The organism is Geosporobacter ferrireducens, assembly GCF_001750685.1.
Taxonomy (GTDB): Bacteria; Bacillota; Clostridia; order Peptostreptococcales; family Thermotaleaceae; genus Geosporobacter; species Geosporobacter ferrireducens.
Genome location: NZ_CP017269.1, coordinates 4,298,096 through 4,318,390 on the forward strand (window position 1 = coordinate 4,298,096; position 20,295 = coordinate 4,318,390).

Genomic DNA, 20,295 nt, shown 5'->3' on the forward strand with positions numbered 1-20,295 from the left:
TTGGAGGAAATCGCCTATGGCAATAAAAGTTGGAATTCCAAGAGCACTACTTTATTATGCATATTCTCCCTTATGGGTCACATATTTTAAAGAACTGGATGCAGAAGTCATGATATCGTCAAAGACAAATAAAAAAATATTGGATGAAGGTATAAGTACTACTGTCGATGAGGCATGCATACCGATAAAACTGTTTCATGGCCATGTGATGGATTTAAAGGATGGGGTAGATGTACTTTTTATCCCGCGTATTACCAGCATCTATTTTCAGGAATATATCTGTCCAAAATTTTGCGGACTGCCAGAAATGATTCAGCATTCAATAGAGGGCTTGCCGCCGCTTATTACTACAGAGATCAATTTTTTTAAATCTCAGGAATCCGTGAAGAACACCATCTATGAAATAGGAAGCTTTTTTACGAAAGATAAAAAAAAGATGATGAAGGCCTTTCAAAGGGCGAAAGAGGTATATGAAAGTTATCGTCGGCAGCTTCAAAAAGGAGAGATTCCTTCCTTGGGGGTGCCATTCCATATGTATAGGGCAAATTCCGGGGGGCATCCCCTGCGGAAAAAAGAAATTATGGTAATGGGTCATCCCTACAATCTATATGATTCCTACTTAAATATGGACCTCTTCTCAATACTCGTCTCAAGGAATAGCCAGATACTTACGCCGGAGATGATTAAAAGAAGTGTAACAGACAGTTTCATGAAAGATTATAAGACGAAGTTCTATTGGTCCTTTGCCAACCGATTGATTGGTGCCATGCTCTATCTGATTGAACAAGGTACGATAGACGGTATCATTTATATTTCTACCTTTGGCTGTGGTGTAGATTCAGTTGTGGCAGATATCATCGAAAAAACCATTCGTGAAAAGAGTGATATTCCCTTTCTTTTGCTTACCATAGATGAGCATCGGGGAGAGGCCGGATTTTATACCAGAGTTGAAGCCTTTATGGATATGTTAGAATGGAGGGTAAAGGATGAAAATTACGTTTCCCCATATGGGCAACCTGTACATCCCTCTAAAAGCTGTTTTTGAAGAATTGGGCGCAGAGGTAGTGGTGCCGCCTAAATCCAATAAAAGGACCCTTGAGCTTGGCACTAAATATTCTCCGGAAGGAATTTGTATTCCCTTTAAGCTTACCTTGGGAAATTATATTCAAAGTATAGAAAATGGAGCGGATACTTTGTTTATGTGGAGTGGCTGCGATGTTTGCAGGATTGGTTACTATCAGGCATTGCATAAAGAGATTTTAAAAAATCTTGATTATTCTATACAGATGGTTTGCGTAGAACCCTTTAAATCTATAGGAGAAATAAAGCTTTTTCTACATAAGCTAAAGCGCATTTCAAGCGGTGCCAATTATTTAAAGCTGGTGACTATTTTCAAAAAGGGTATATCACTGATTCAACAGGTAGATGCACTGGATGAGATGGTATGTAAAGTAAGGGCGAGAACCGAAGATCATTGGACAGTAGATAAGGTATATGCTTCATTTCAAGAAGCTGTCAGCCAATCTAGGGGATTTCAGGAAACGACCGATGTGATTGAGCAATATCGGCGAGCTTTTACTGAAATAACTGTAAATACATCAAAGGATATTATCAAGGTAGGTATCACCGGAGAGATTTATAGTGTAGTGGAGCCATTTATCAATCAGGACATCCTCCGTAAACTAGGACAGATGGGTGTAGAAGTATATTGCTCTGTAACTGCCAGTGAATTTATCCGAGAGCAAATTGATTTTTTGCCTTTCATTTCCTCTGAAAAGGATGAAGTTCACCGTGCGGCAAAGCCTTATTTAGATCGTGAGATCGGTGGTCACGCAAGACATACCATCGGAAACACGGTGCGGTTTGGAGAAAAGGATTTCGATGGCGTGATTCATCTAATGCCTTTTACCTGCATGCCTGAAATTGTGGCGCAAAGTATCTTACCTACCGTGGCAAGAGAAAAGCGTATTCCAATTTTAAAGCTGGTATTGGATGAGATGACAGGAGAAGCAGGAATACAAACAAGGGTAGAAGCTTTTATTGATTTGCTGAAAAGAAGAAAAAACTTTACAAAGGCAGGGAAGGATCAGTGATCCTTCCGCTGAATTTTGTGTTCTTAGACACACATCTATATAAAATAGGGCCATACACCTCTTAAATCCCAAAGACATAAGATATAGTGTAAATCATTTGAAATAAAGAGGTGGCGCAGATGGATAACAGCATTCAGTGCACAATGGCTGTAGCAGAAATCCGTGGAGGTCCTCTGGCACCGCAGATCAGAGGAACAGTTATACTGAAGGAGGTTCCGGGAGGAACGGAAGTATATGTTCAAGTGGAAGGGCTTCCTCACTATCAACCTGCCAGGAATGGAAAAGACCCAATCGGACCCCATGGATTTCATATACATGAGCACGGAACCTGTAAGGTAAGTGATCCTGAAGAACCTTTCGAGGCAGCAGGTGAACACTGGAATCCGACAAATCAGCCCCATGGCAATCATGCAGGAGATTTTCCAGTATTATTTTCCAATAATGGCATTGCAAGAATGTCTTTTTTTACAAATAAGTTTAGGCCCAGAGATGCTGTGGGAAAAACAATCATGATTCATGAAAATCCTGATGATTACCGATCTCAGCCTGCGGGAGATGCAGGGAGAAGATTAGCCTGCGGCATTATCCAATGTATGCAGCCGCAAACCCAAATATGGTCAGGATATGGATATACCAATTATTTGAGACCTTATTAAAAAATGATAGTCGATAAGCATCGACTATCATTTTTTGTTCTCAATTTATGCAGTTGCTTCTTCAAGGGCATAGCCTGGTACGAGCAGGGACTTTCCTTCCATCTCTTCAGGCTGGGGAATATCCATCATATGCAAAATTGTGGGTGCCAAATCAGCTAAGCGGCCTTCTGTAATCCCATATTCCTCTGCTGCATTAATAAGAATCAGGGGAACCGGGTTGGTAGAGTGGGCTGTGATTACATTTCCATCAGCATCTAACATTTCATCCGAATTACCATGGTCCGCTGTTAATAAAATCTGTCCGTCATACTGGATGACTGTGTCCACGATTTTTCCTACACAGGTATCTACAGTCTCCACAGCCTTTATGGCAGCTTCTATTACGCCAGTATGTCCTACCATATCTGCATTGGCAAAGTTTATAATAATTAAATCATAAATTTCTTTTTTGATTTCTTCAATGAGGCGATCTGTAACTTCTATCGCGCTCATTTCAGGTTGCAGATCGTAAGTGGCCACCTTTGGAGAAGGAATCAAAATACGTTCTTCACCAGGATAAGGGTTTTCAATTCCGCCGTTTAAGAAAAACGTTACATGGGCATATTTCTCTGTTTCTGCGATGCGAAGCTGCTTTAAACCTAAGCTGGAAATATATTCACCCAAGGTATTGGACAGTGTTTGCGGTGTATAGGCTACATGGACATTTGGCATAGTCGCATCGTATTGGGTCATGCACACATAGTATAGCGGGAAAAAACCATTTTTTCTTTCGAAACCTGCAAATTCCGGATCAACAAAGCTTCGTGTAATTTCTCTTGCCCGGTCAGGCCGGAAGTTGAACATAATCACAGAGTCATGTGGATTCACTGTAGCCACTGGCTGCCCCTTTTCACAGATCACCGTTGGAAGCACGAATTCATCTACAACGTTATGGTTATAAGAATTTAAAATAGCTTCCTTAGCAGAGGCTGCTGTTTCTCCTCTACCTAAAACCAGAGCATCATAAGCCGAGGAGACCCTTTCCCATCGGTTGTCGCGATCCATTGCATAGTATCTGCCGGCGATGGTGGCGATTTTTCCGACCCCAATTTTTTTCATTTCTTGCTCTAAGGCATCGATATATTGAGCAGCACTGGAAGGTGGCACATCACGGCCATCCAGGAAACAGTGCACATATACTTTTTCCAAACCTGCATTTTTTGCTAGCTTTAACAAGGCATAAAGGTGTGTATTATGACTGTGCACACCACCATCAGAAAGAAGACCCCATAGGTGTAGTGCTGAATGATGGGACTTAGCGTTTTCTATAGCATCCAAAAACACAGGATTTTCAAAGAAATCTCCATCTTCAATGGCTTTGCTGATTCGCGTTAATTCTTGATATACGATTCTGCCCGCACCAATATTTAAGTGTCCAACTTCTGAATTTCCCATTTGACCATGGGGAAGACCAACATCAAAACCACTGGCATGTGCAATACTATTTGGATAGTTTTCAAGATAACTGTCAATGTTGGGTGTATTGGCCTGCTTGATTGCATTGCCGTAGCTGCTTTCGTTTAATCCGAAGCCGTCTAATATCATTAATATGGTAGGTTTTTTCATGGGCTTAGATCCTCCTTCACTATTTAAACACACTGAGAGCCAATGTACAATTTGTCTGCAAATCTCTTGCAAGTTTATAATTAATTAACATTATATATCATAATACCCAAAGAATCAAAAGGAAAGCAATTATTTGTTAAAAAAAAAACATGTCTAGGGAAGCATTTTGGTAAATACTATTTTGTAACACCAGTAGCATAGAAATTATCTATAGAAAATGGAAAATAATTGATTTTTATCAATAGATAAGGGTATACTGTAGGTGTAACCGGTTTTATGACCGCAATCCAAGGAGGTGTTTTTATGAAGAATGTTGTGGTATTTACAAGCAATACATGACCGCATTGTCATACAGCGAAAGAGTATCTTTCGGGAAAAGGCGTTGTGTTTACAGAAAGAAATATTCATGAGGATCCAGATGCTAGAAAAGAGCTAATGAAGAACAAAATTATGGGTGTACCGGCAATTTTCATTGATGATGAAATTATCGTAGGTTTTGATAAGGTGAAGATTGACGAGTTATTGGGTTTATAGATAATTTCATGTGGTAATGAAGTCCACCCAAGAACTGCCCAAGTAATGGATGGCTCCTACTAAAGGATGATATTTTAGTAGGAGCTTTGTTATGGATTTTAAAAATTAGAATGAGGCAGTAGTGTTAATAATTGCTTTTCAACACAAAGATTTAAGGAGAGGCTTCTTTCGCCGATTTCTGAAAAATCAATGCACAAAGTATCTTGGCGAATTTCCTTTACGGTGCCAATACCGAAGGAAATATGCTTTACAGCAGCACCTTCAAAAAAAGGGTGTTCAAGACTCTCTTTTTTCGAAAAAGGTTTTGAAAAATGATTCCATAGTGAAGATCGATTGAGATTTGATGTTTGTGCTTTTTTATTTTGATTTTCGGTAGGACGGATTTTATTAATATATCCCTTAACTTCTTGCAGAAACTGAGACGGTTTAACCAGCGCACCATTATAAAAGTCAGTCGTTAATAGTTGTAAAGAGGTACGGGCCCGTGTCATGGCTACATAAAAAAGTCTTCGTTCTTCCTCTAGCGCTGTAGAATCTCCTGCTTCATGATCTGCAGAACTGGATGCAGTAGGAAACTGCCCATCGATCAGATCAATAATGTAAACATGATCAAATTCCAATCCCTTGGCACTATGAATGGTTGAAAGAAAAACCGAGTTTTGCTTCTGTTTTTTCGATGTTTCCATAAGCCTCGGCAATTGATGCAATCTTTCTAAAAACTCTATAAAACTATTCGTATGATTAGCTATGCGTTTCAGATTCGATAAAATGATCTGAAGGGTATCATAAGAGTATTTTAAACGTTTGCTGTTGGTTTGCAGGTAGTTGTTGTAGTTTAGATGATTTTCAATAAATAGGAGTGCTTCTAAGGGTGACTTTGCGGCTAATTCTGTAAAATCTTTTTTCAAATCGATCATACGATCTTTCTGATAGCTGCGAAATCCGGGAAACTGGATCAGACAATCAAAAACCGACTGCTTATTTCGCATGGTTTTTATATAATCTAAGGCAGTTCTTGGAATGTAACGGTTCATTTTATAATAAATTCTCTCAAAGGATTCCAAATCAAAGTGATTCATAGACAAGTCCAGAAATGCAAGGAGATCCTGAACGATCCAATGTCTAAAAAAATGAAGCTTTGTGTCTCGAATACAAAAGGGTATGCCACTGCGGTCCAGAACTTCTACCAAGGGGATGGCTGAGAGATTATTGCGGTAGAGAACAGCTGCTGTTGAAGCCGGCAGATTATTTTTAAGTTGTTCTATCAAGTAAACCAATTGGGATTCTTCATCCTGCAGAGAAAAGATCTCAATGGGATCTTTCATAGGATTTTCTGTATACAGCTTCTTTGGATAACGGTGCTGATTCTTGCTGATGAAACAACTGCTTGCATGAACGATGTTCTGGGTGGATCGATAATTTTGTTCCAAATAAAACAGCTTTGCATTGGGATAATCTTTATCAAAACGCAGCAGTATTTCAGGGAAGGCTCCCCGGAAACCATAAATTGATTGATCATCGTCTGCCACCATGAACAAATTATTGCTTGGAGCAGCCAGCAGGCGAATCATTTCATGCTGGATCTTCGATGTATCTTGTGCTTCATCTACCTGTATGTAGGAATATTGTTGGCGATATTTATTTAACAATAGAGGATTGTTTTGAAGAATTTCTAATGCTAAGCAGAGCATATCATCAAAATCAATGAGAAAATTACTTTTTTTATAATTTTCATAGCGAATATATAATTCTGAAAGCCGGTCAATTTCAAAATCAGTAGTATAGATTTGTGACGAGGGTATCATCATATTTTTAATATAGCTGATGGCATTTGATAGTTCTTCTAACTTATCCTCTGCTAAGTAATCCTGATTGACTTCCCTATAAATCTGTTTGAGGAGCATTGCTTTGTTCATCGATTGATTTTCTTGTTCAATAAAAGTATACCGGAGCTTTTGCTTTGCCGCGAACTGTCTCAAAACACCATATGCAAAGCTGTGAATAGTGGAGAAGTGAACCTCCTTATGGGCGATATCCTTGAACAACTGGCTGAACCGATCCCCCATATCTTTTGCTGAAGCTTTACTAAAGGTAAGTGAAAGAATGTTCTTAGGATCAATATTATGCATGAATATAAGATGTGCAGTTCTACAGATCAGAAGCGTAGTCTTGCCTGCTCCTGGAACAGCCAATACCATAGCTGGTCCATCTTTATGATAAAGTGATTTTTGCTGTTGGATATTTAAGGAAATACCATATTTGCCAGCCAACAGATCTGTAAAAGTATTCTTCAATGATGGAGCCTCCCTTATGGATTCAGTTCTTTTTCTCCACTTAGTATAACAGAAAAAAAGACTGAAAGAGAAGTTTAGAAATATTAAAAAATAAGATTCAATGGAAAATCAGAGCATTGCTTTAATAATTTGGCCGAATTTGATATAATCTTCTTATGGAGAAATGAAGTTAGCAGATAAGGAGTCGTAACATATGAGACTAGTACCCATTAATTGTATAAAAGAAAATAGTTATCTTGCACAACCCTTATATGATGGAGAGGGTCGCATTCTACTTAAAAAAGGGGTAAACCTCAATGAATCATTACTTAAAAAAGTAGAAGAGATTGGGGTGTATAGCCTTTATATAATGGATGAATATAGCGATCAGGAGATCGAGGATATTATTAAGCCGCAGATGCGGATTCGAGCTGTGAAAACAATTAAGGATACTTTTAAGACTTTTGAACAGTCTTTCCAGCAAAACCAACAATCGAAAAAGATAAAACAGTTGGAACAGGAAAAAGAAAAGCAGATTGGTTCGCTAAAAGATGTATCTAGGGGTATTGTCGACGAAATTCTAAGCAACCGAAATATTATGATTAACTTAGTAGATATAAAAAGCTTGGATAATTACATCTATGAACATTCTATGAGTACTGCGGTTCTCTCCCTCGTGCTTGGAATCGAATTAGGTTTAAATAAAAATGAATTATATGATTTGTGCATTGGGGCTATGTTGCATGATATTGGAAAAGCGTTTATTCCAAAGGATATCCTATTTAAAGAGAATCGGGATAAAAAAGAGAAGCTTTTAGTTCAAGCCCACTGCCAAAAGGGTTATAATTATTTGAAAGACAATAGTGAAATCTCCGGGTTAGTCAAAATTATTGTCCTACAACATCATGAACATGTAGATGGAACGGGATATCCATCGGGATTACGGGATGCGCAAATTAATAAGTTGGCAAAAATTGTTGCCATAACAGATCAATATGATAAATTGACATCCGGTTCGCCTTCTCAAAAACCTGTTCCGCCACACGAGGCCATTGAATATATTATGGGAGCAGCCGGTAGATACTTTGATTTTAAGATGGCTCGTACCTTTGTACACAAAGTAGTTCCTTATCCGATAGGGACCTTAGTAAAATTAAGCAATGGAGATGTAGGCGTGGTGGATGAAATATTTGATAAGTTTCCTTTGCGGCCACGGGTGAGAATTATCCGCCAAAACGCTAATCGCATCGAAATGGAGTTTATTGAACTTATGAAGGAGATCAATCTGGTAATAGAAGGTATTCTTCATGAAGTACCCAATGTGTCAGTGCAGCATTATTTAAAAACGAGATAAAATGAGCAGTAAAAGCCATTGTTTAGGAATTTGGCCTAAACAATGGCTTTTACTTATTCTGATATGTGAATTTCTACGGAATTAACCGGGAAAAAGAATCGATTCATTGAATGAATCATAGTATTATTAAAAGAGCGAGTTTGCTTTTGAACGTTATGGGGATAGACAGGAGGCATGCGAATTGCAAAGAAGTTATGATGTAATTGTAATCGGTGGAGGTATAATGGGTTTATCAACTGCCTACTATTTAGTGAAAAAAGGAAAACGAGTTTTGCTGCTTGAAAAAAATGAGCTAGGCAGTGGTGCATCTGGTGCCTGTGATGAGATGATTTTGCTGCAGTCTAAAAAGCCAGGCAATCTATTAACGATGGCCATAGAAAGTTTAGAGATGTACCGAGGCTTGTCGGAAGAACTAAAAATGGAGATAAACTTCGAAGTCCGTGGGGGCATGGTATTCATAGAAAATTATGAACAGCTTCGTGTTATGGAAGAATTTGTGGAAAGGCAGAGAAGTTTTGGATTGAATGTTGAAATCATTGACAGGGGAAAGGTTTATGAGAAACAACCCTATGCAAGAGACGGAATTCTTGCTTCAACCTACAGTCCCAGCGATGCCCAAGTTTATCCCTTTAAGGTCATGAGAGGATACCTGGCAAGAGGAATAGAACAAGGACTAGAAATACGTAAAAAGGTGGAAATTTCCCATATTATACAGAAAAACGGTTATTGGAAAATTGAATTAGAAGATCAGGCACCGGTAGAAGCTGAATATATTGTAAATGCAGCTGGTGCCTGGGCGGGAGAAATCGGAAAAATGATTGACATAGAGATTCCCGTAAGGCCCATACGGGGACAGGTAGCCGTAACGGAACCTATCGCCGGAATTGGAGAAACCAATGTTTGGAGTGCTGAATATATTGTTAGAAAAATAAAACCGGAGCTTAGCCTTCGACGGGATCAACGCTGTGAAGAACTGGGAATTGGTTTTGCATTGAGTCAAGCTGCTACAGGGAATTTCTTGCTGGGAAGCTCCAGAGAAGAAGCTGGCTTTTCGAAAAGTACCACCTTTGAGGTAGTTGAAAAAATTGGACAGCAAGTAGTGGAATTTTTTCCTATTTTTAAAAAAGTGAATATTATACGTACTTTTGCAGGGTTACGTCCGGCTACACCGGATGGAAAGCCAATCTTAGGAGAAGTAGCAGGAAGAGAAGGCTTCTTTATTGCAGCGGGGCATGAAGGAGATGGGGTGGCACTGGCACCTTTGACAGGTAAAATGACAGCGGATTTGATCTGCGGCCAAAGATTATCCAAGGAATTCCAAGCCCTTAAACTAGACCGATTTCTATAGATAAATTGTTTGGAAGATAACAAAAGATTTTTCCCCTTTAAGAAGGGGCCATGATATAATGGGGATATATGGCAAAGGGGGGAACATTGTGAAAAAAAAGAAAGCAGCATTATTGATATTTCTAGCAGTATTCTTGATAACAGGATGTACAGCGAAAAAAGATTACTTTGTTTACACAGGTGTAGAGAAGGATTGGAGTATGCAAATCCCTATATCCTATGAAGACCATATGGAAGAAAACAATGAGACCTTCAAGATCTATATGAAGGCTTTTAAGAATAATAAGGGAACAGTTTTAAATATCATGGAAATGCCTGATGAAGGAGAAAAGATTGCCAGTGAAGAACATATTAAAGAAGAATTGTCATCTGTTGATGACTATTTACATTTAGAGAGACTTGAAACCATCGATTTGCAAAATGTGGGAAAAATTTATGGTGCATTGGTAGAGGATAATGCTACCGACAGCCATATGCTCATGTACAAGTGGAATCATAATAACAGGCTTATTTCAGTAATTATCTACCAAAAGAAGGCTTTTACACTGGAAGAAGAGGCGCAGATCAAGAGTATTATAACTACAATAAAAGTAAAATAGCGTAGCCATAAGAAGGCTACGCTTTTCTATTATATAAAAAATAGGGGATGAAATCCCCTGCCGCCTTCAGGAAGGTGCTCAGACAGCTTTGCTGTCGTCGACGCTCTTTTTATATAAAGCTAAAGTTCAAGTTAAAGTTGAACCTTAACTTGAATAGGTTTATTTCTAAATATATATTACATAAATTGTTTTAGCCTTATATCATTTTGAAATTGTTACGGGTATTATCTACGCTAGAAAGGGGATGTATTTTTTATTTATGCCAAAAATTCAATATTGATAAAAGTGTACTTGACAACATGGTATTACAGTTGTAATATTACAGGGAGTACATTTGTAATACCATGTTGTTAAAATATCATAATGGAGAGAAGGGAGAATAGTAATGAGCGAAAATATGTCAAGAATATCAGATGCAGAATGGAAAGTAATGGAAATTGCATGGCGGCAACATCCCATTACCGCTGCAGAAATTATTGAAGAGCTGATCGTAAAAACAGATTGGAATAGAAAGACGATTCATACTTTAATTCGCAGACTTGTACAAAAGGAAGTACTAGGGATTGAAAAGGAGAATCCATATGTTTATTATCCATTAATTGGAGAAGAATTTTGTAAAAAAGAAGAGACAAAATCCTTCTTAGAAAAGGTATATAACGGATCACTGCAATTGTTGATGGCTAATTTTCTAAAAAACGAAAATCTGTCAAAAAACGAAATAAAAGAACTCAAAAAGCTTCTAGATGAATGTGATGACAGAGGTGACGAAAAGTGACTTTATTGAATGCATTTTTAATAGTCTTAAAAATGTCATTTTTGGGAACCATTGCAGCGATAATCATCCTTCTTATTAAAAAAATATTTAAAAATAAAATCAGTGCGTCTTGCCATTATCTGATTTGGATGATTTTGCTGCTTAGGTTAATTGTACCCTATTGTCCGGAGAGCTCTGTCAGTGTTTATAATTTCTTTACAAATCATAATTATGGAACAGAAGAAATCCAATCCCCGGTAATCAATAATGTCGGTCATAATGATATCCATTCCAATAACATTCAATCCGGAGTAAATCCTTCAGCCCAAAAAGACCTAAGTACAAGTTTATATTCAACAAAAGATGGAAAGCAAGAGCTTGCAAATAAAATTGAGCCTAGTATTTTTAATTCGCTACAAAATCAAAGGCCATATACCTTTTCAGATTATACTTATGATTCTAATAAAGATAAATTTCAAGCTCCATATATTGCAGCGATTATATGGCTGCTGGGTACATGCCTTGGGGGGCTGTATATTTTATGGCTGCAAGTATCTTACAGCATAAAAATAAGTAAATTTGAACTATGCAATGACAGAAATATAACGGCGATCTATGAAATCTGCAGATCAAAAATGAAAGTAAGAAAAGAGATACCTTTAGTAATGGATACCAGCATTAAAACACCTTCATTATTAGGAATTTTTTATCCCAAGATACTGCTGCCGTCAGATTATGTTGAAAGATTGACAGAAGAAGAATTTAAATTTGTTTTTATGCATGAGCTGTCCCATTATAAACGAAAAGATATTATCCTTCGCTGGCTTTTAATTTTCCTTCAAATACTCCATTGGTTTAATCCCGTGATATGGTTTGCCTTTAATATTATTCGTCAAGATTCGGAGAAGGCCTGTGATGAACAGGTATTGTCTTATATAGAACCCAGCGAGTATAAAAAATACGGAAATACCATGCTGAAAATGCTTGACATTTTTTCTGGGTACAACAGCATATATGGTGCTGCAGGCATGATAGACCGCAAAAAATTAATCACAGAAAGAGTGAAAAATATCGTGAATTTCAAAAAAAATTATGTATTATGGTCAGTTGCCGGCGTTGTCATATTTTCAGTTTTAGCGGTTTTTCTACTGACCAATGCCAGACAGCCGGTACAAGAGGTGGTAAAAATCAAATATGAAGCAGAGAAAATTATCCCCAATACCGAAATGGGTGTACTCGGCAGGATGAAGCTTTTATCAAATGAACATCTTCTTACATACGATATGCAAAACCGCCGGCTGATGACCATTGATGATGGGGGAAATAAAAAGGAAATCCACTGTGAAGGCTTGCCGCAAGACTTTCGCCTGCAGCTTTTTACGGCTGATGCCAAAGATGCAATCTACATATTCGACGGGAGTGCAGAGCCCAAAATTTATGTTTTTAACCTGGAAGGGGAAAAAATAAAAGAAATGCAGGTAGAACTGAAAGATGTAGATCCGTCGGAAATGCATGCAGTACTCCAATGGGATATGAAAGTAGATTCAAAGGGAAATATCTATTTACTAATCCCGCAATTGCAGACACAACAGGCAAGCACTCAGGTATTTGACCCGGAAGGGAAACATATAAAAACGTTAAAATCAGATGGTTATGTTTGTGTAGAGCTTGATGCGGAAGATAATCTATATACGATTGCCTGGGAGAATAGAATTGTAATTACAAAACAAAATCCTTTAACAGGAGAAATTTTTTGGCAGTATGAGGCTGAGAACAATCTTTCCTACGTTCGTAATGCAGCCTATTCCAAACAGGATCAATCGCTGTATCTAGTGGAATTAAACAGCAACAGCGTTTCAAAGTTTGATTTGCAGAACCAGTCCTTAAGTAAGATGATGAATATGGATGCCCTATTAATTGATGAGAGTTTAGATTCATTTTATCTTCAGGATTGCGCCATTAGCAGGGATGGGAGTATTTACCTGCAGGCTTATAATATGAAAGACAGTAAAAGCAATCTATATAAAATCCATTCCAAAAAGGTTCATGTTGGAGAGGGTATAAAGACATTGACAATTTCCGTAAGATATTTATCCCCCGTATTGGAATATGCTATAAACAAATTTGAAAATCAACATCCGGATATTGTCATAAATATAGAAAACCATAATGCTTTTTCCTGGACTACCTCAGATATGAATTACGAAGAAATACTGCAGGCTTCAGAAGAAAGTACGCAGAAGGAATATGATTTTGTTCAGAAAATGAATGCACAGATGCTGACCGGAAAGGGGCCGGATATTCTTCTTATAGACAGTATTCCTTACAGAAAGTATGCAGATAAAAATTTGCTTGTAGACCTAAAAGAGCTTATAGAAAAAGATTCTTCCTTTGACAAGAGTCAGTATTATGCGAACATATTCGATGCTTTGGCCTATAAAGATAAATTATATGCTATGCCACTGGATTTTTCTTATTCTGCCATTGTGACAAATACAGCTTTTTTAAAGGAGCAATCCATTGAAATCAATGATAGCAGCTGGACCTGGAAGGATTTTATAGACATAGTCAATAAAGCGACAAAGGATATGGATGGAGATGGAAAACCGGATATGTACGGAATGCCTACCATTGCACCGGAAAGTTTGTTTAGGTACCTGTATAACGCTTCAGACAAAAATTTTGTTGATTACGAGACGCAGAAAGCTTATTTTACATCAGGAGAATTTATTGATTTATTAAAAATGTGTAAAAACATCTCTCAGGGGGATTTTGTAAACCCAGATGTTTCAGAAGCCAATTCAGAGCAGGGCGGAATGGTGTTTTATCCATTTCTCGTAAGTGATTTTTCGATTTTTTACAGCAATGGCCTGATTAATGCAGATGAAGTTAGTTTTTACCGGTATCCCGCTGGAAACCAAGCTACATATAATTTTAGTGCAGGGGAAATGTACGGGATAAATAGCCGGACCAAACATCAAAAAGAGGCATGGGAATTTATCAAATATCTTCTTTCAGAGGAGGTTCAATCTTATCAAAAACTTTATGGGATACCCGTAAATAAAAAGGCCAAGGAAATGAAAATTAAAGACCATTTTTCCACTGCAGAAAAAACAATAGAGGAACAGGGATATCTTTACAGCTATCAAGTTGTATCTCCGGAGGGGATCAAAAAACAGCTGAAAGAGAATATGGAGAAGTTAGATAAAATTTTGCCGGAATTAAATCATTGCAATATAAATGATATCCAAATTGATCAAATTATCAGTGAAGAGGCTGGAAGGTTCTTCAAGGATGAACAATCCGCCGAGGAAGCGGCTGAAATGATCCAGCGTAAGGTGGAAATGCATTTTAAAGAATAAAAGGGGCAGAAAGCGGATGAAGATGAATTTAACCAGAAGGCGTGCATTATTGGTTTTTCTGTTTCCAAGCCTGTTCGGGTTTCTATTGTTTTACATCATTCCTTTTTTAGGGTGCGGATGGTATTCTTTAATGGACCGCGCTGTAGGAGGAAGCTTTGTAGGGCTAGAGAATTACGCAAATATATTATCCAATGATTTATTTTTAATGGCATTGGCCAATACGGCATATTTTATCCTATTGGCCGTGCCTGTTACCATGCTTTTGGGATTGATCCTTGCAATATTGTTAAATCAGAAGATCCATGGCAGCAATATTTTTAAAGCTGTTTTCATCGCCCCAATGGTTATTCCAACCGCATCCGTAGTGCTGATCTGGGATATTCTCTTCCATGGACAGGGGGCACTAAATGCATTGCTTACTTCGCTGGGTTTTAATGTTATCGATTGGCTAAATTCTGATAAAGCGAGAGGGGTTATGGTTCTTCTTTACGCATGGAAAAATGTCGGATATTGTATGGTGATTTTTTTAGGAGGTCTTTTAAAGATCCCTAAGGAGTGCTATGAAGCGGCAGAGATGGAGGGGGCCGGGGCAATAAGCAAACTGATTTATATTACCATTCCCTATCTTTCACCTGTTTCTTTTTTTGTGCTGGTTATATCCGTCATAAATTCCTTCAAAATTTTCAGGGAGGTATATCTTCTGGCAGGTCCGTATCCCCATGAAAGTATATATACGATGCAGCATTATATGAATAATGTGTTCGTTTCTTTGGATTATCAAAAATTAAGTGCAGCGGCATATGTGGTAGCTCTAATCTTGGGTCTTTTAATATATGCCTTATTCCGGTGGGAAAGTAAATACAGCAGTTTTTACAAATAAATGCTGAAAAAGGAGGTGGCCTATGCTGTTTAACCTAAAAGCGGTAGGATCTAATAAAAAGCTTATGATATACATTTTTTTAACAGCTTTATCCTTATTTTTTATATTTCCTATAATCTCCATTATCGTTAATTCATTTATGGGAGCAGAAGAAATTGCACAGCACTATCCTGCATTTGCGCCCTCACAAAACATGGAAAATTCTAATGAATTTATGACGGTAACGCTCATTCCGGATATGTTTACACTGAGTCAATATAAAAATGTCCTTTTTCGTCAATTCCTTTTCTTAAAAATGTTTTGGAATTCTGTCGGTATTGTTGCAGCGATTATTATAGGACAGGTCGTTATTGCATCGACGGCGGCTTATGCCTTTGGGAAGATATCCTTTAAGGGTGGAAATAAAATATTTTATCTTTATATTGTTGCAATGATGATGCCCTTTCAGGTTACACTGGTTCCTAATTATTTGATTGTGGATAAGCTAGGCATCATGAATACCTATAGGGCATTAATTCTTCCTGCCATTTTTTCACCCTTTGCTGTATTTTTAATGAAACAGTTTATGAACTATATTCCGAAGGAGTGCATTGAGGCAGCTCAAATAGATGGTGCCGGGTATTTTGAAATATTCTTTTATATCATCCTTCCCATGTTAAAACCAGTACTGGCTTCCCTTATAATCCTTCAGTTTATCGATTACTGGAATATGGTGGAACAGCCCTTGCTGTTTATAGATAATACTGTAAAAAGACCTTTATCTACTTATTTGTCGATCATTGGAAAGAAAGACTTTCAATATGCTTTTGCCGCATCGACCCTGTACATGCTGCCGGCTTTGTTTATATTTTTTTATTGGGACTCCTACCTAGTTGAAGGAATACAACTGAATTCAAGTATAAAGGAGTAGGCCTGTTATTGGAGGTTAATGATGGAGAATTATGAAGAAATAATGAATGAACGAAAGAAAAAAATATTTGGAAAAGGAATTATGATTTTCTTTGGTACGATGATGGTTATTACTTTTTTTTCAAAAACCATTCAAAATATGCTTCTTCCCGAGGTAACTGTATCCAGGCCAAGCTCGGGGATATTGACATATGAAGCTGCAGGAACGGGAACGATTATTCCAAAGGAAACTGTCCATGTGTATCCCCAGTCGACAAAAAGAATAAAAGAAATAAGGATTGAAGCAGGTGAAAAGGTAAAAAAAGGACAAATCCTAGCCCTTCTTTACAGCCAAGCTTCAGACAGTAAATTAACTGAAGAAGAAATAAATTTGAGGAAATTGGAAACCAACTTAGAAAAATTGCTTTTGGAAACAAAAAGTACGCAAGTGGGAATTCTGGAAGTGGAAATGGAAAAGGCTTCAGAAAGAGTGGCTAAGCTGAAAGATGATTTAAACAAAAAGCACAAATTATTAGAGGCAGGAGCTGAAACCGCTGAAAATGTCAGAGAGGCACAATACAATCTTGAAACAGCCCAAAAAGATTATCAGCAAAAAAAGATAGAGCTTCAGGAAGAAAAAAATAAGCAGCAAGTATCGCAAGAAGAAAAAAGAAAGGACATTGAAGCCCTGCGCTACGATATACAATCACAGCAATTAAAAATAGAGGAGCTGCAGGGGGAGGAGGCAGTTATTTCTCCCTGTGACGGTATTGTTAAAGAAATATATGCTCAAAGCGGCAAATTAGCACCTGATCATGAGCCCATATGTTCCGTTGTGCATTCGGAGAAGGGCTTTAGCCTTTCTGTTTCCCTGGATTTAGAGAATAATAGTTTTGTGTCTGCCGGAGATTCTATGCTAGTCAGCTTAAAGTCAACAGGCAAACTGGTAGATATACCTATCAGAAAAATTGTTATCAAAGATAATTATAAAGAACTGACAGCTGATTTAGATGAAACAGATTTCTTAGGCGGTGAAAGGGTCGATTACCGTATCATTAAAAAATCAAAGAATTTCAATATGATGATACCAAATACAGCTCTTGGAAGAGATAATGGAGGATATTTTATTTTTTTACTGAAAGAACGGGAAGGGGCTTTGGGGAAGGAATATTATGCGGAAAAACAGTATGTGACCATAGGAGACAGTGATAATCGAAACACTGTAATCGTGGGAGGTTTGGAAAACCGGTCCAATATCGTGTATGATTCTGAAAAAGTAATCCGCGACGGCAGCAGGGTACGCCTGAAGCAAAGGATGTGACCTAAAATGAATCGGATAAAAGGATGGAAGTACACTTTGATTTTAGGAATCTTTACTTTGCTGTTCAGTATGGGTTTCATCCAGGGAATAAATAAAAATGCCGAAGGGTTATTAAGTACATTTGGTTTTGATAAAATATCTGTTGAAGCAAAAGAAAATCCAATCAAAAGCAGAACCTACGGGTTTACGAAAAAAGAAGTTTGGCACTTAAAGCGTAAATTAAAGGAAAATCTTACTCTATTTGTCTTTCCATTTGAAGAAAATATAAAAAATTCATCAAACACTATGTTTGCCAAAATTCTGGCTGTAAGTGCCTCTTATCCAAGCTTTGCTGATGTTCATATGGTACAGGGGAGTTTTTTAACAGAAAAGCAGGAAGAAAATCAGGACCGGGTTTTAGTAATAGAAGAGGAGGCTGCCTTAAGGATATTTAAGAGTACAGATATTCTTGGTATGGACGTGGAGCTGATGGATAAAAGTTTTACAGTTATTGGAGTGAATAAGAGGAAGCGTACCTTTTTATCTAATTTGCTAAAAAGAAAAGAACCGGATGTATATATTCCTTTACAGACTGCATTTGTATTGGATGAGAACATTGAAATTCCCTATCTCCAAATATCAATACTGGAGGACGAAAAAGGAATTCAAAGTGAAAAAGCGGTTGGAAAGATACTGGAAGATATGGGAAAAGGACCGTCAAACTATAAAATTGTGGACTATAGAGGGTTTCAAAAAAGAGCTTATCCGATAAACGCTATAACGACATTGATATTTGCTATGCTGATGATATATTATCTTATCCGAAGTCAAATAAAAACCATAAAAGAGATATTTTCAACCCTAGCAGACGGCTGTAAGTCTCATTATTTTTTAGAAGCAGTGCAATCGAATAAAAGGACCCTTGGCTTTCTCATGATACATTTTCTATTTTTGATTTGCTGTACTTATATCGTACTGAAAAGGGTCCGGTTTGATTTTTATCTATCGGCAATCAAGGATCAGTATGATCTCTACGATATAAGTATATTTATAAATAATTTATTTGAAGTTGTTGCTGCCAAGACTTTGTTTCAGTGCATATCTTATTTTTCAGAATTTCTCATTACATTTATTTCTATCTCAGGTGTTACGCTTGGAGGTTTATTGCTATATTTAAGTTTTTATTTTTTACAGCACACCCGGCAACAAATAGACAAGGTACTTTTCTTTTTCAGCGTATCCTACCTGGCAGCCCTATTGTTTGCAAGTATAGTTATGAAAGTTATACAACTGCCGGCTATGATTGATATAAAAAGTACAATACTTATTTATAGTTTTCTATTCTTTATAACATATAGAAAACTATGTGCATTTAATAAAAAATTATAGGTCATACAAAAGGAAAGAAGGTCTGCGAACCAATGCAGCGTTATCTGTAAAGCAGTGTAGGAAATAGTTATTATAAAAAAACTTGACAAAGATACTTGAATGTGTTAAAGTATTAAAAATGTTAAAAGTGATGATCTGGAAATAGTATGGGGCATACTGTAGTGCAGAGAGGAAACCATTTGGTGAGAGGTTTCTATACAGTTCTTCAGAACCCGTCCGGAGAACTGCAGGCGATGAGCCTTGCCGGGAACAGCTCCGTTAACAGGCTGGGGATATCTTCTATTAATAATAGAATGTGTCTCACTGAGATGACTTTGTGTCAAAAAAGGTGGTACCGCGAATGAGACTTCGCCCTTTTATATTTGGGCGAAGTTTTTTTATTTTGTTTTTGTTTAAAATACAATGTATGATGGAGGTTGATGAAGATGGAAAAACAGCAAATTGGTGTCATTGGTGCTGGAAACATGGCAGAAGCGCTGATACATGGCATGATTACCTCCATGAGGTTTTCCAGCCAGAGCATTTTGGTTAGCAATCGAAGCAATCGAGATCGTTTAGCGTACCTAAGTAAAAAATATAAAGTTAAAACAACGGATAAAAAGAGTTTGGTGGAACAGTCGGATGTAATTGTTCTTGCGATGAAACCACAGGATATTTTCTCTGTTATTGAAGAAATCAAAGTTTGGATGAGGCCAAACCAATTATGCATTTCTATTGCTGCAGGAATAGAAATGGCATCTTTGCAAAAAGCTTCAGGATTGGAATTATCTATTATAAGAGCCATGCCCAATACGTCGGCGAAAGTACTCTGCTCTGCTACTGCTATTGCCAAAGGTGAAAATGTAACAGAGGAGCAAATGGAGCTGGCCAGAAAAATTTTTTCCTGTGTAGGCACCGTTCGAGAAGTTGCAGAAGAGCAGATGGATGTGGTCACAGGTTTGAGTGGCAGTGGACCAGCATATGTATATAGTTTTCTAGAAGCCATGATTGACGGAGGGCATCATTTGGGCCTTTCTCAAAAAGAATCTACAGAACTGGTACTACAGACCCTGAGAGGTGCAATAGAGATGATGACTGCCACAGGTATGAAACCCTCGGAATTGTCTAAGCAAATCTGTTCTCCCAATGGAACTACGGTAGCAGGTTTAGCCGTATTAAATCAGAATCATTTCAAAGAGAGTGTAATGGAGGCAATCAAGGCTGCGACTTTAAGATCAAAAGAACTTAGAAAAAGCATTCAATCTTAATAGATGTAAAAAAT

At 37.6% G+C, this 20,295-nt stretch carries 16 protein-coding genes; 14 read left to right on the top strand and 2 right to left on the bottom strand.

Annotation, left to right across the window (positions count from 1 at the left end; genetic code table 11):
* Positions 1 to 16: 16 nt before the first annotated feature.
* The 3 genes from Gferi_RS20245 to Gferi_RS20255 all read left to right on the top strand — a co-directional run bounded on the left by Gferi_RS20245 (position 17) and on the right by Gferi_RS20255 (position 2,749).
* Positions 17 to 1,045 (top strand): acyl-CoA dehydratase activase-related protein, encoded by a 1,029-nt coding sequence (locus Gferi_RS20245; protein ID WP_069979731.1) that lies wholly within the window; start codon positions 17 to 19, stop codon positions 1,043 to 1,045.
* Positions 987 to 2,093, top strand: a complete 1,107-nt coding sequence (locus Gferi_RS20250) for an acyl-CoA dehydratase activase-related protein (protein WP_069979734.1) — start codon at positions 987 to 989, stop codon at positions 2,091 to 2,093. Before Gferi_RS20245 ends, Gferi_RS20250 begins: the two co-directional genes overlap by 59 nt.
* Before the next feature lie 119 nt (positions 2,094 to 2,212).
* Positions 2,213 to 2,749, top strand: a complete 537-nt coding sequence (locus Gferi_RS20255; RefSeq protein WP_069979736.1) for a superoxide dismutase family protein — start codon at positions 2,213 to 2,215, stop codon at positions 2,747 to 2,749.
* A 45-nt stretch (positions 2,750 to 2,794) separates the two neighbouring features.
* Here the strand turns inward: Gferi_RS20255 and gpmI are convergent, their stop codons facing one another.
* Positions 2,795 to 4,354, bottom strand: a complete 1,560-nt coding sequence (gene gpmI / locus Gferi_RS20260) for a 2,3-bisphosphoglycerate-independent phosphoglycerate mutase (protein ID WP_069979737.1) — start codon at positions 4,352 to 4,354, stop codon at positions 2,795 to 2,797.
* Between the two features lie 303 nt (positions 4,355 to 4,657).
* Here gpmI and Gferi_RS20265 point away from each other — a divergent pair, with 303 nt between their 5' ends.
* Positions 4,658 to 4,888, top strand: coding sequence for a glutaredoxin family protein (locus tag Gferi_RS20265; protein ID WP_083273663.1), 231 nt, complete (start codon positions 4,658 to 4,660; stop codon positions 4,886 to 4,888).
* 98 nt (positions 4,889 to 4,986) lie between these two features.
* Here the strand turns inward: Gferi_RS20265 and Gferi_RS20270 are convergent, their stop codons facing one another.
* Positions 4,987 to 7,182: an ATP-dependent helicase gene (locus Gferi_RS20270; protein WP_069979738.1), complete on the bottom strand. Its 2,196-nt coding sequence runs from the start codon at positions 7,180 to 7,182 to the stop codon at positions 4,987 to 4,989.
* 193 nt (positions 7,183 to 7,375) lie between these two features.
* On the opposite strand from Gferi_RS20270, the gene Gferi_RS20275 reads away from it, so the two are divergent.
* The 10 genes from Gferi_RS20275 to proC all read left to right on the top strand — a co-directional run bounded on the left by Gferi_RS20275 (position 7,376) and on the right by proC (position 20,281).
* Entirely contained in the window at positions 7,376 to 8,515 is a 1,140-nt protein-coding gene (locus Gferi_RS20275; protein ID WP_069979740.1) for an HD-GYP domain-containing protein, read from the top strand.
* Positions 8,516 to 8,696: 181 nt separating this feature from the next.
* Positions 8,697 to 9,863 (top strand): NAD(P)/FAD-dependent oxidoreductase, encoded by a 1,167-nt coding sequence (locus Gferi_RS20280; protein ID WP_083273664.1) that lies wholly within the window; start codon positions 8,697 to 8,699, stop codon positions 9,861 to 9,863.
* 88 nt (positions 9,864 to 9,951) lie between these two features.
* A complete protein-coding gene (locus Gferi_RS20285; RefSeq protein WP_156782442.1) occupies positions 9,952 to 10,461 on the top strand; it encodes a hypothetical protein in 510 nt (169 codons plus the stop codon).
* A gap of 385 nt (positions 10,462 to 10,846) precedes the next feature.
* Complete coding sequence (locus Gferi_RS20290) at positions 10,847 to 11,236, top strand: BlaI/MecI/CopY family transcriptional regulator (protein WP_069979746.1); 390 nt, start codon at positions 10,847 to 10,849, stop codon at positions 11,234 to 11,236.
* Positions 11,233 to 14,577, top strand: a complete 3,345-nt coding sequence (locus Gferi_RS20295) for an extracellular solute-binding protein (protein WP_069979748.1) — start codon at positions 11,233 to 11,235, stop codon at positions 14,575 to 14,577. Before Gferi_RS20290 ends, Gferi_RS20295 begins: the two co-directional genes overlap by 4 nt.
* Before the next feature lie 16 nt (positions 14,578 to 14,593).
* Complete coding sequence (locus Gferi_RS20300) at positions 14,594 to 15,457, top strand: carbohydrate ABC transporter permease (protein WP_069979750.1); 864 nt, start codon at positions 14,594 to 14,596, stop codon at positions 15,455 to 15,457.
* 22 nt (positions 15,458 to 15,479) lie between these two features.
* Positions 15,480 to 16,367 (top strand): carbohydrate ABC transporter permease, encoded by an 888-nt coding sequence (locus Gferi_RS20305; RefSeq protein WP_069979752.1) that lies wholly within the window; start codon positions 15,480 to 15,482, stop codon positions 16,365 to 16,367.
* A gap of 18 nt (positions 16,368 to 16,385) precedes the next feature.
* Positions 16,386 to 17,666: an HlyD family secretion protein gene (locus Gferi_RS20310; RefSeq protein WP_156782443.1), complete on the top strand. Its 1,281-nt coding sequence runs from the start codon at positions 16,386 to 16,388 to the stop codon at positions 17,664 to 17,666.
* A 6-nt stretch (positions 17,667 to 17,672) separates the two neighbouring features.
* On the top strand, positions 17,673 to 19,034 hold the full coding sequence (locus Gferi_RS20315; RefSeq protein WP_069979760.1) for an ABC transporter permease: 1,362 nt from the start codon (positions 17,673 to 17,675) through the stop codon (positions 19,032 to 19,034).
* A gap of 425 nt (positions 19,035 to 19,459) precedes the next feature.
* Positions 19,460 to 20,281 (top strand): pyrroline-5-carboxylate reductase, encoded by an 822-nt coding sequence (gene proC / locus Gferi_RS20320; RefSeq protein WP_169833018.1) that lies wholly within the window; start codon positions 19,460 to 19,462, stop codon positions 20,279 to 20,281.
* Positions 20,282 to 20,295: the final 14 nt, after the last annotated feature.

What these genes read in the sequence shown, in the direction of transcription:
- Gferi_RS20310 (WP_156782443.1), top strand. Translation starts at nt 16,386, where the DNA reads ATGATGGAGAATTATGAAGAAATAATGAATGAACGAAAGAAAAAAATA.
- Gferi_RS20300 (WP_069979750.1), top strand. Translation starts at nt 14,594, where the DNA reads ATGAAGATGAATTTAACCAGAAGGCGTGCATTATTGGTTTTTCTGTTT.
- Gferi_RS20290 (WP_069979746.1), top strand. Translation starts at nt 10,847, where the DNA reads ATGAGCGAAAATATGTCAAGAATATCAGATGCAGAATGGAAAGTAATG.
- Gferi_RS20250 (WP_069979734.1), top strand. Translation starts at nt 987, where the DNA reads ATGAAAATTACGTTTCCCCATATGGGCAACCTGTACATCCCTCTAAAA.
- gpmI (WP_069979737.1), bottom strand. Translation starts at nt 4,354, where the DNA reads ATGAAAAAACCTACCATATTAATGATATTAGACGGCTTCGGATTAAAC.
- Gferi_RS20275 (WP_069979740.1), top strand. Translation starts at nt 7,376, where the DNA reads ATGAGACTAGTACCCATTAATTGTATAAAAGAAAATAGTTATCTTGCA.
- Gferi_RS20305 (WP_069979752.1), top strand. Translation starts at nt 15,480, where the DNA reads ATGCTGTTTAACCTAAAAGCGGTAGGATCTAATAAAAAGCTTATGATA.
- proC (WP_169833018.1), top strand. Translation starts at nt 19,460, where the DNA reads ATGGAAAAACAGCAAATTGGTGTCATTGGTGCTGGAAACATGGCAGAA.
- Gferi_RS20245 (WP_069979731.1), top strand. Translation starts at nt 17, where the DNA reads ATGGCAATAAAAGTTGGAATTCCAAGAGCACTACTTTATTATGCATAT.
- Gferi_RS20255 (WP_069979736.1), top strand. Translation starts at nt 2,213, where the DNA reads ATGGATAACAGCATTCAGTGCACAATGGCTGTAGCAGAAATCCGTGGA.
- Gferi_RS20315 (WP_069979760.1), top strand. Translation starts at nt 17,673, where the DNA reads ATGAATCGGATAAAAGGATGGAAGTACACTTTGATTTTAGGAATCTTT.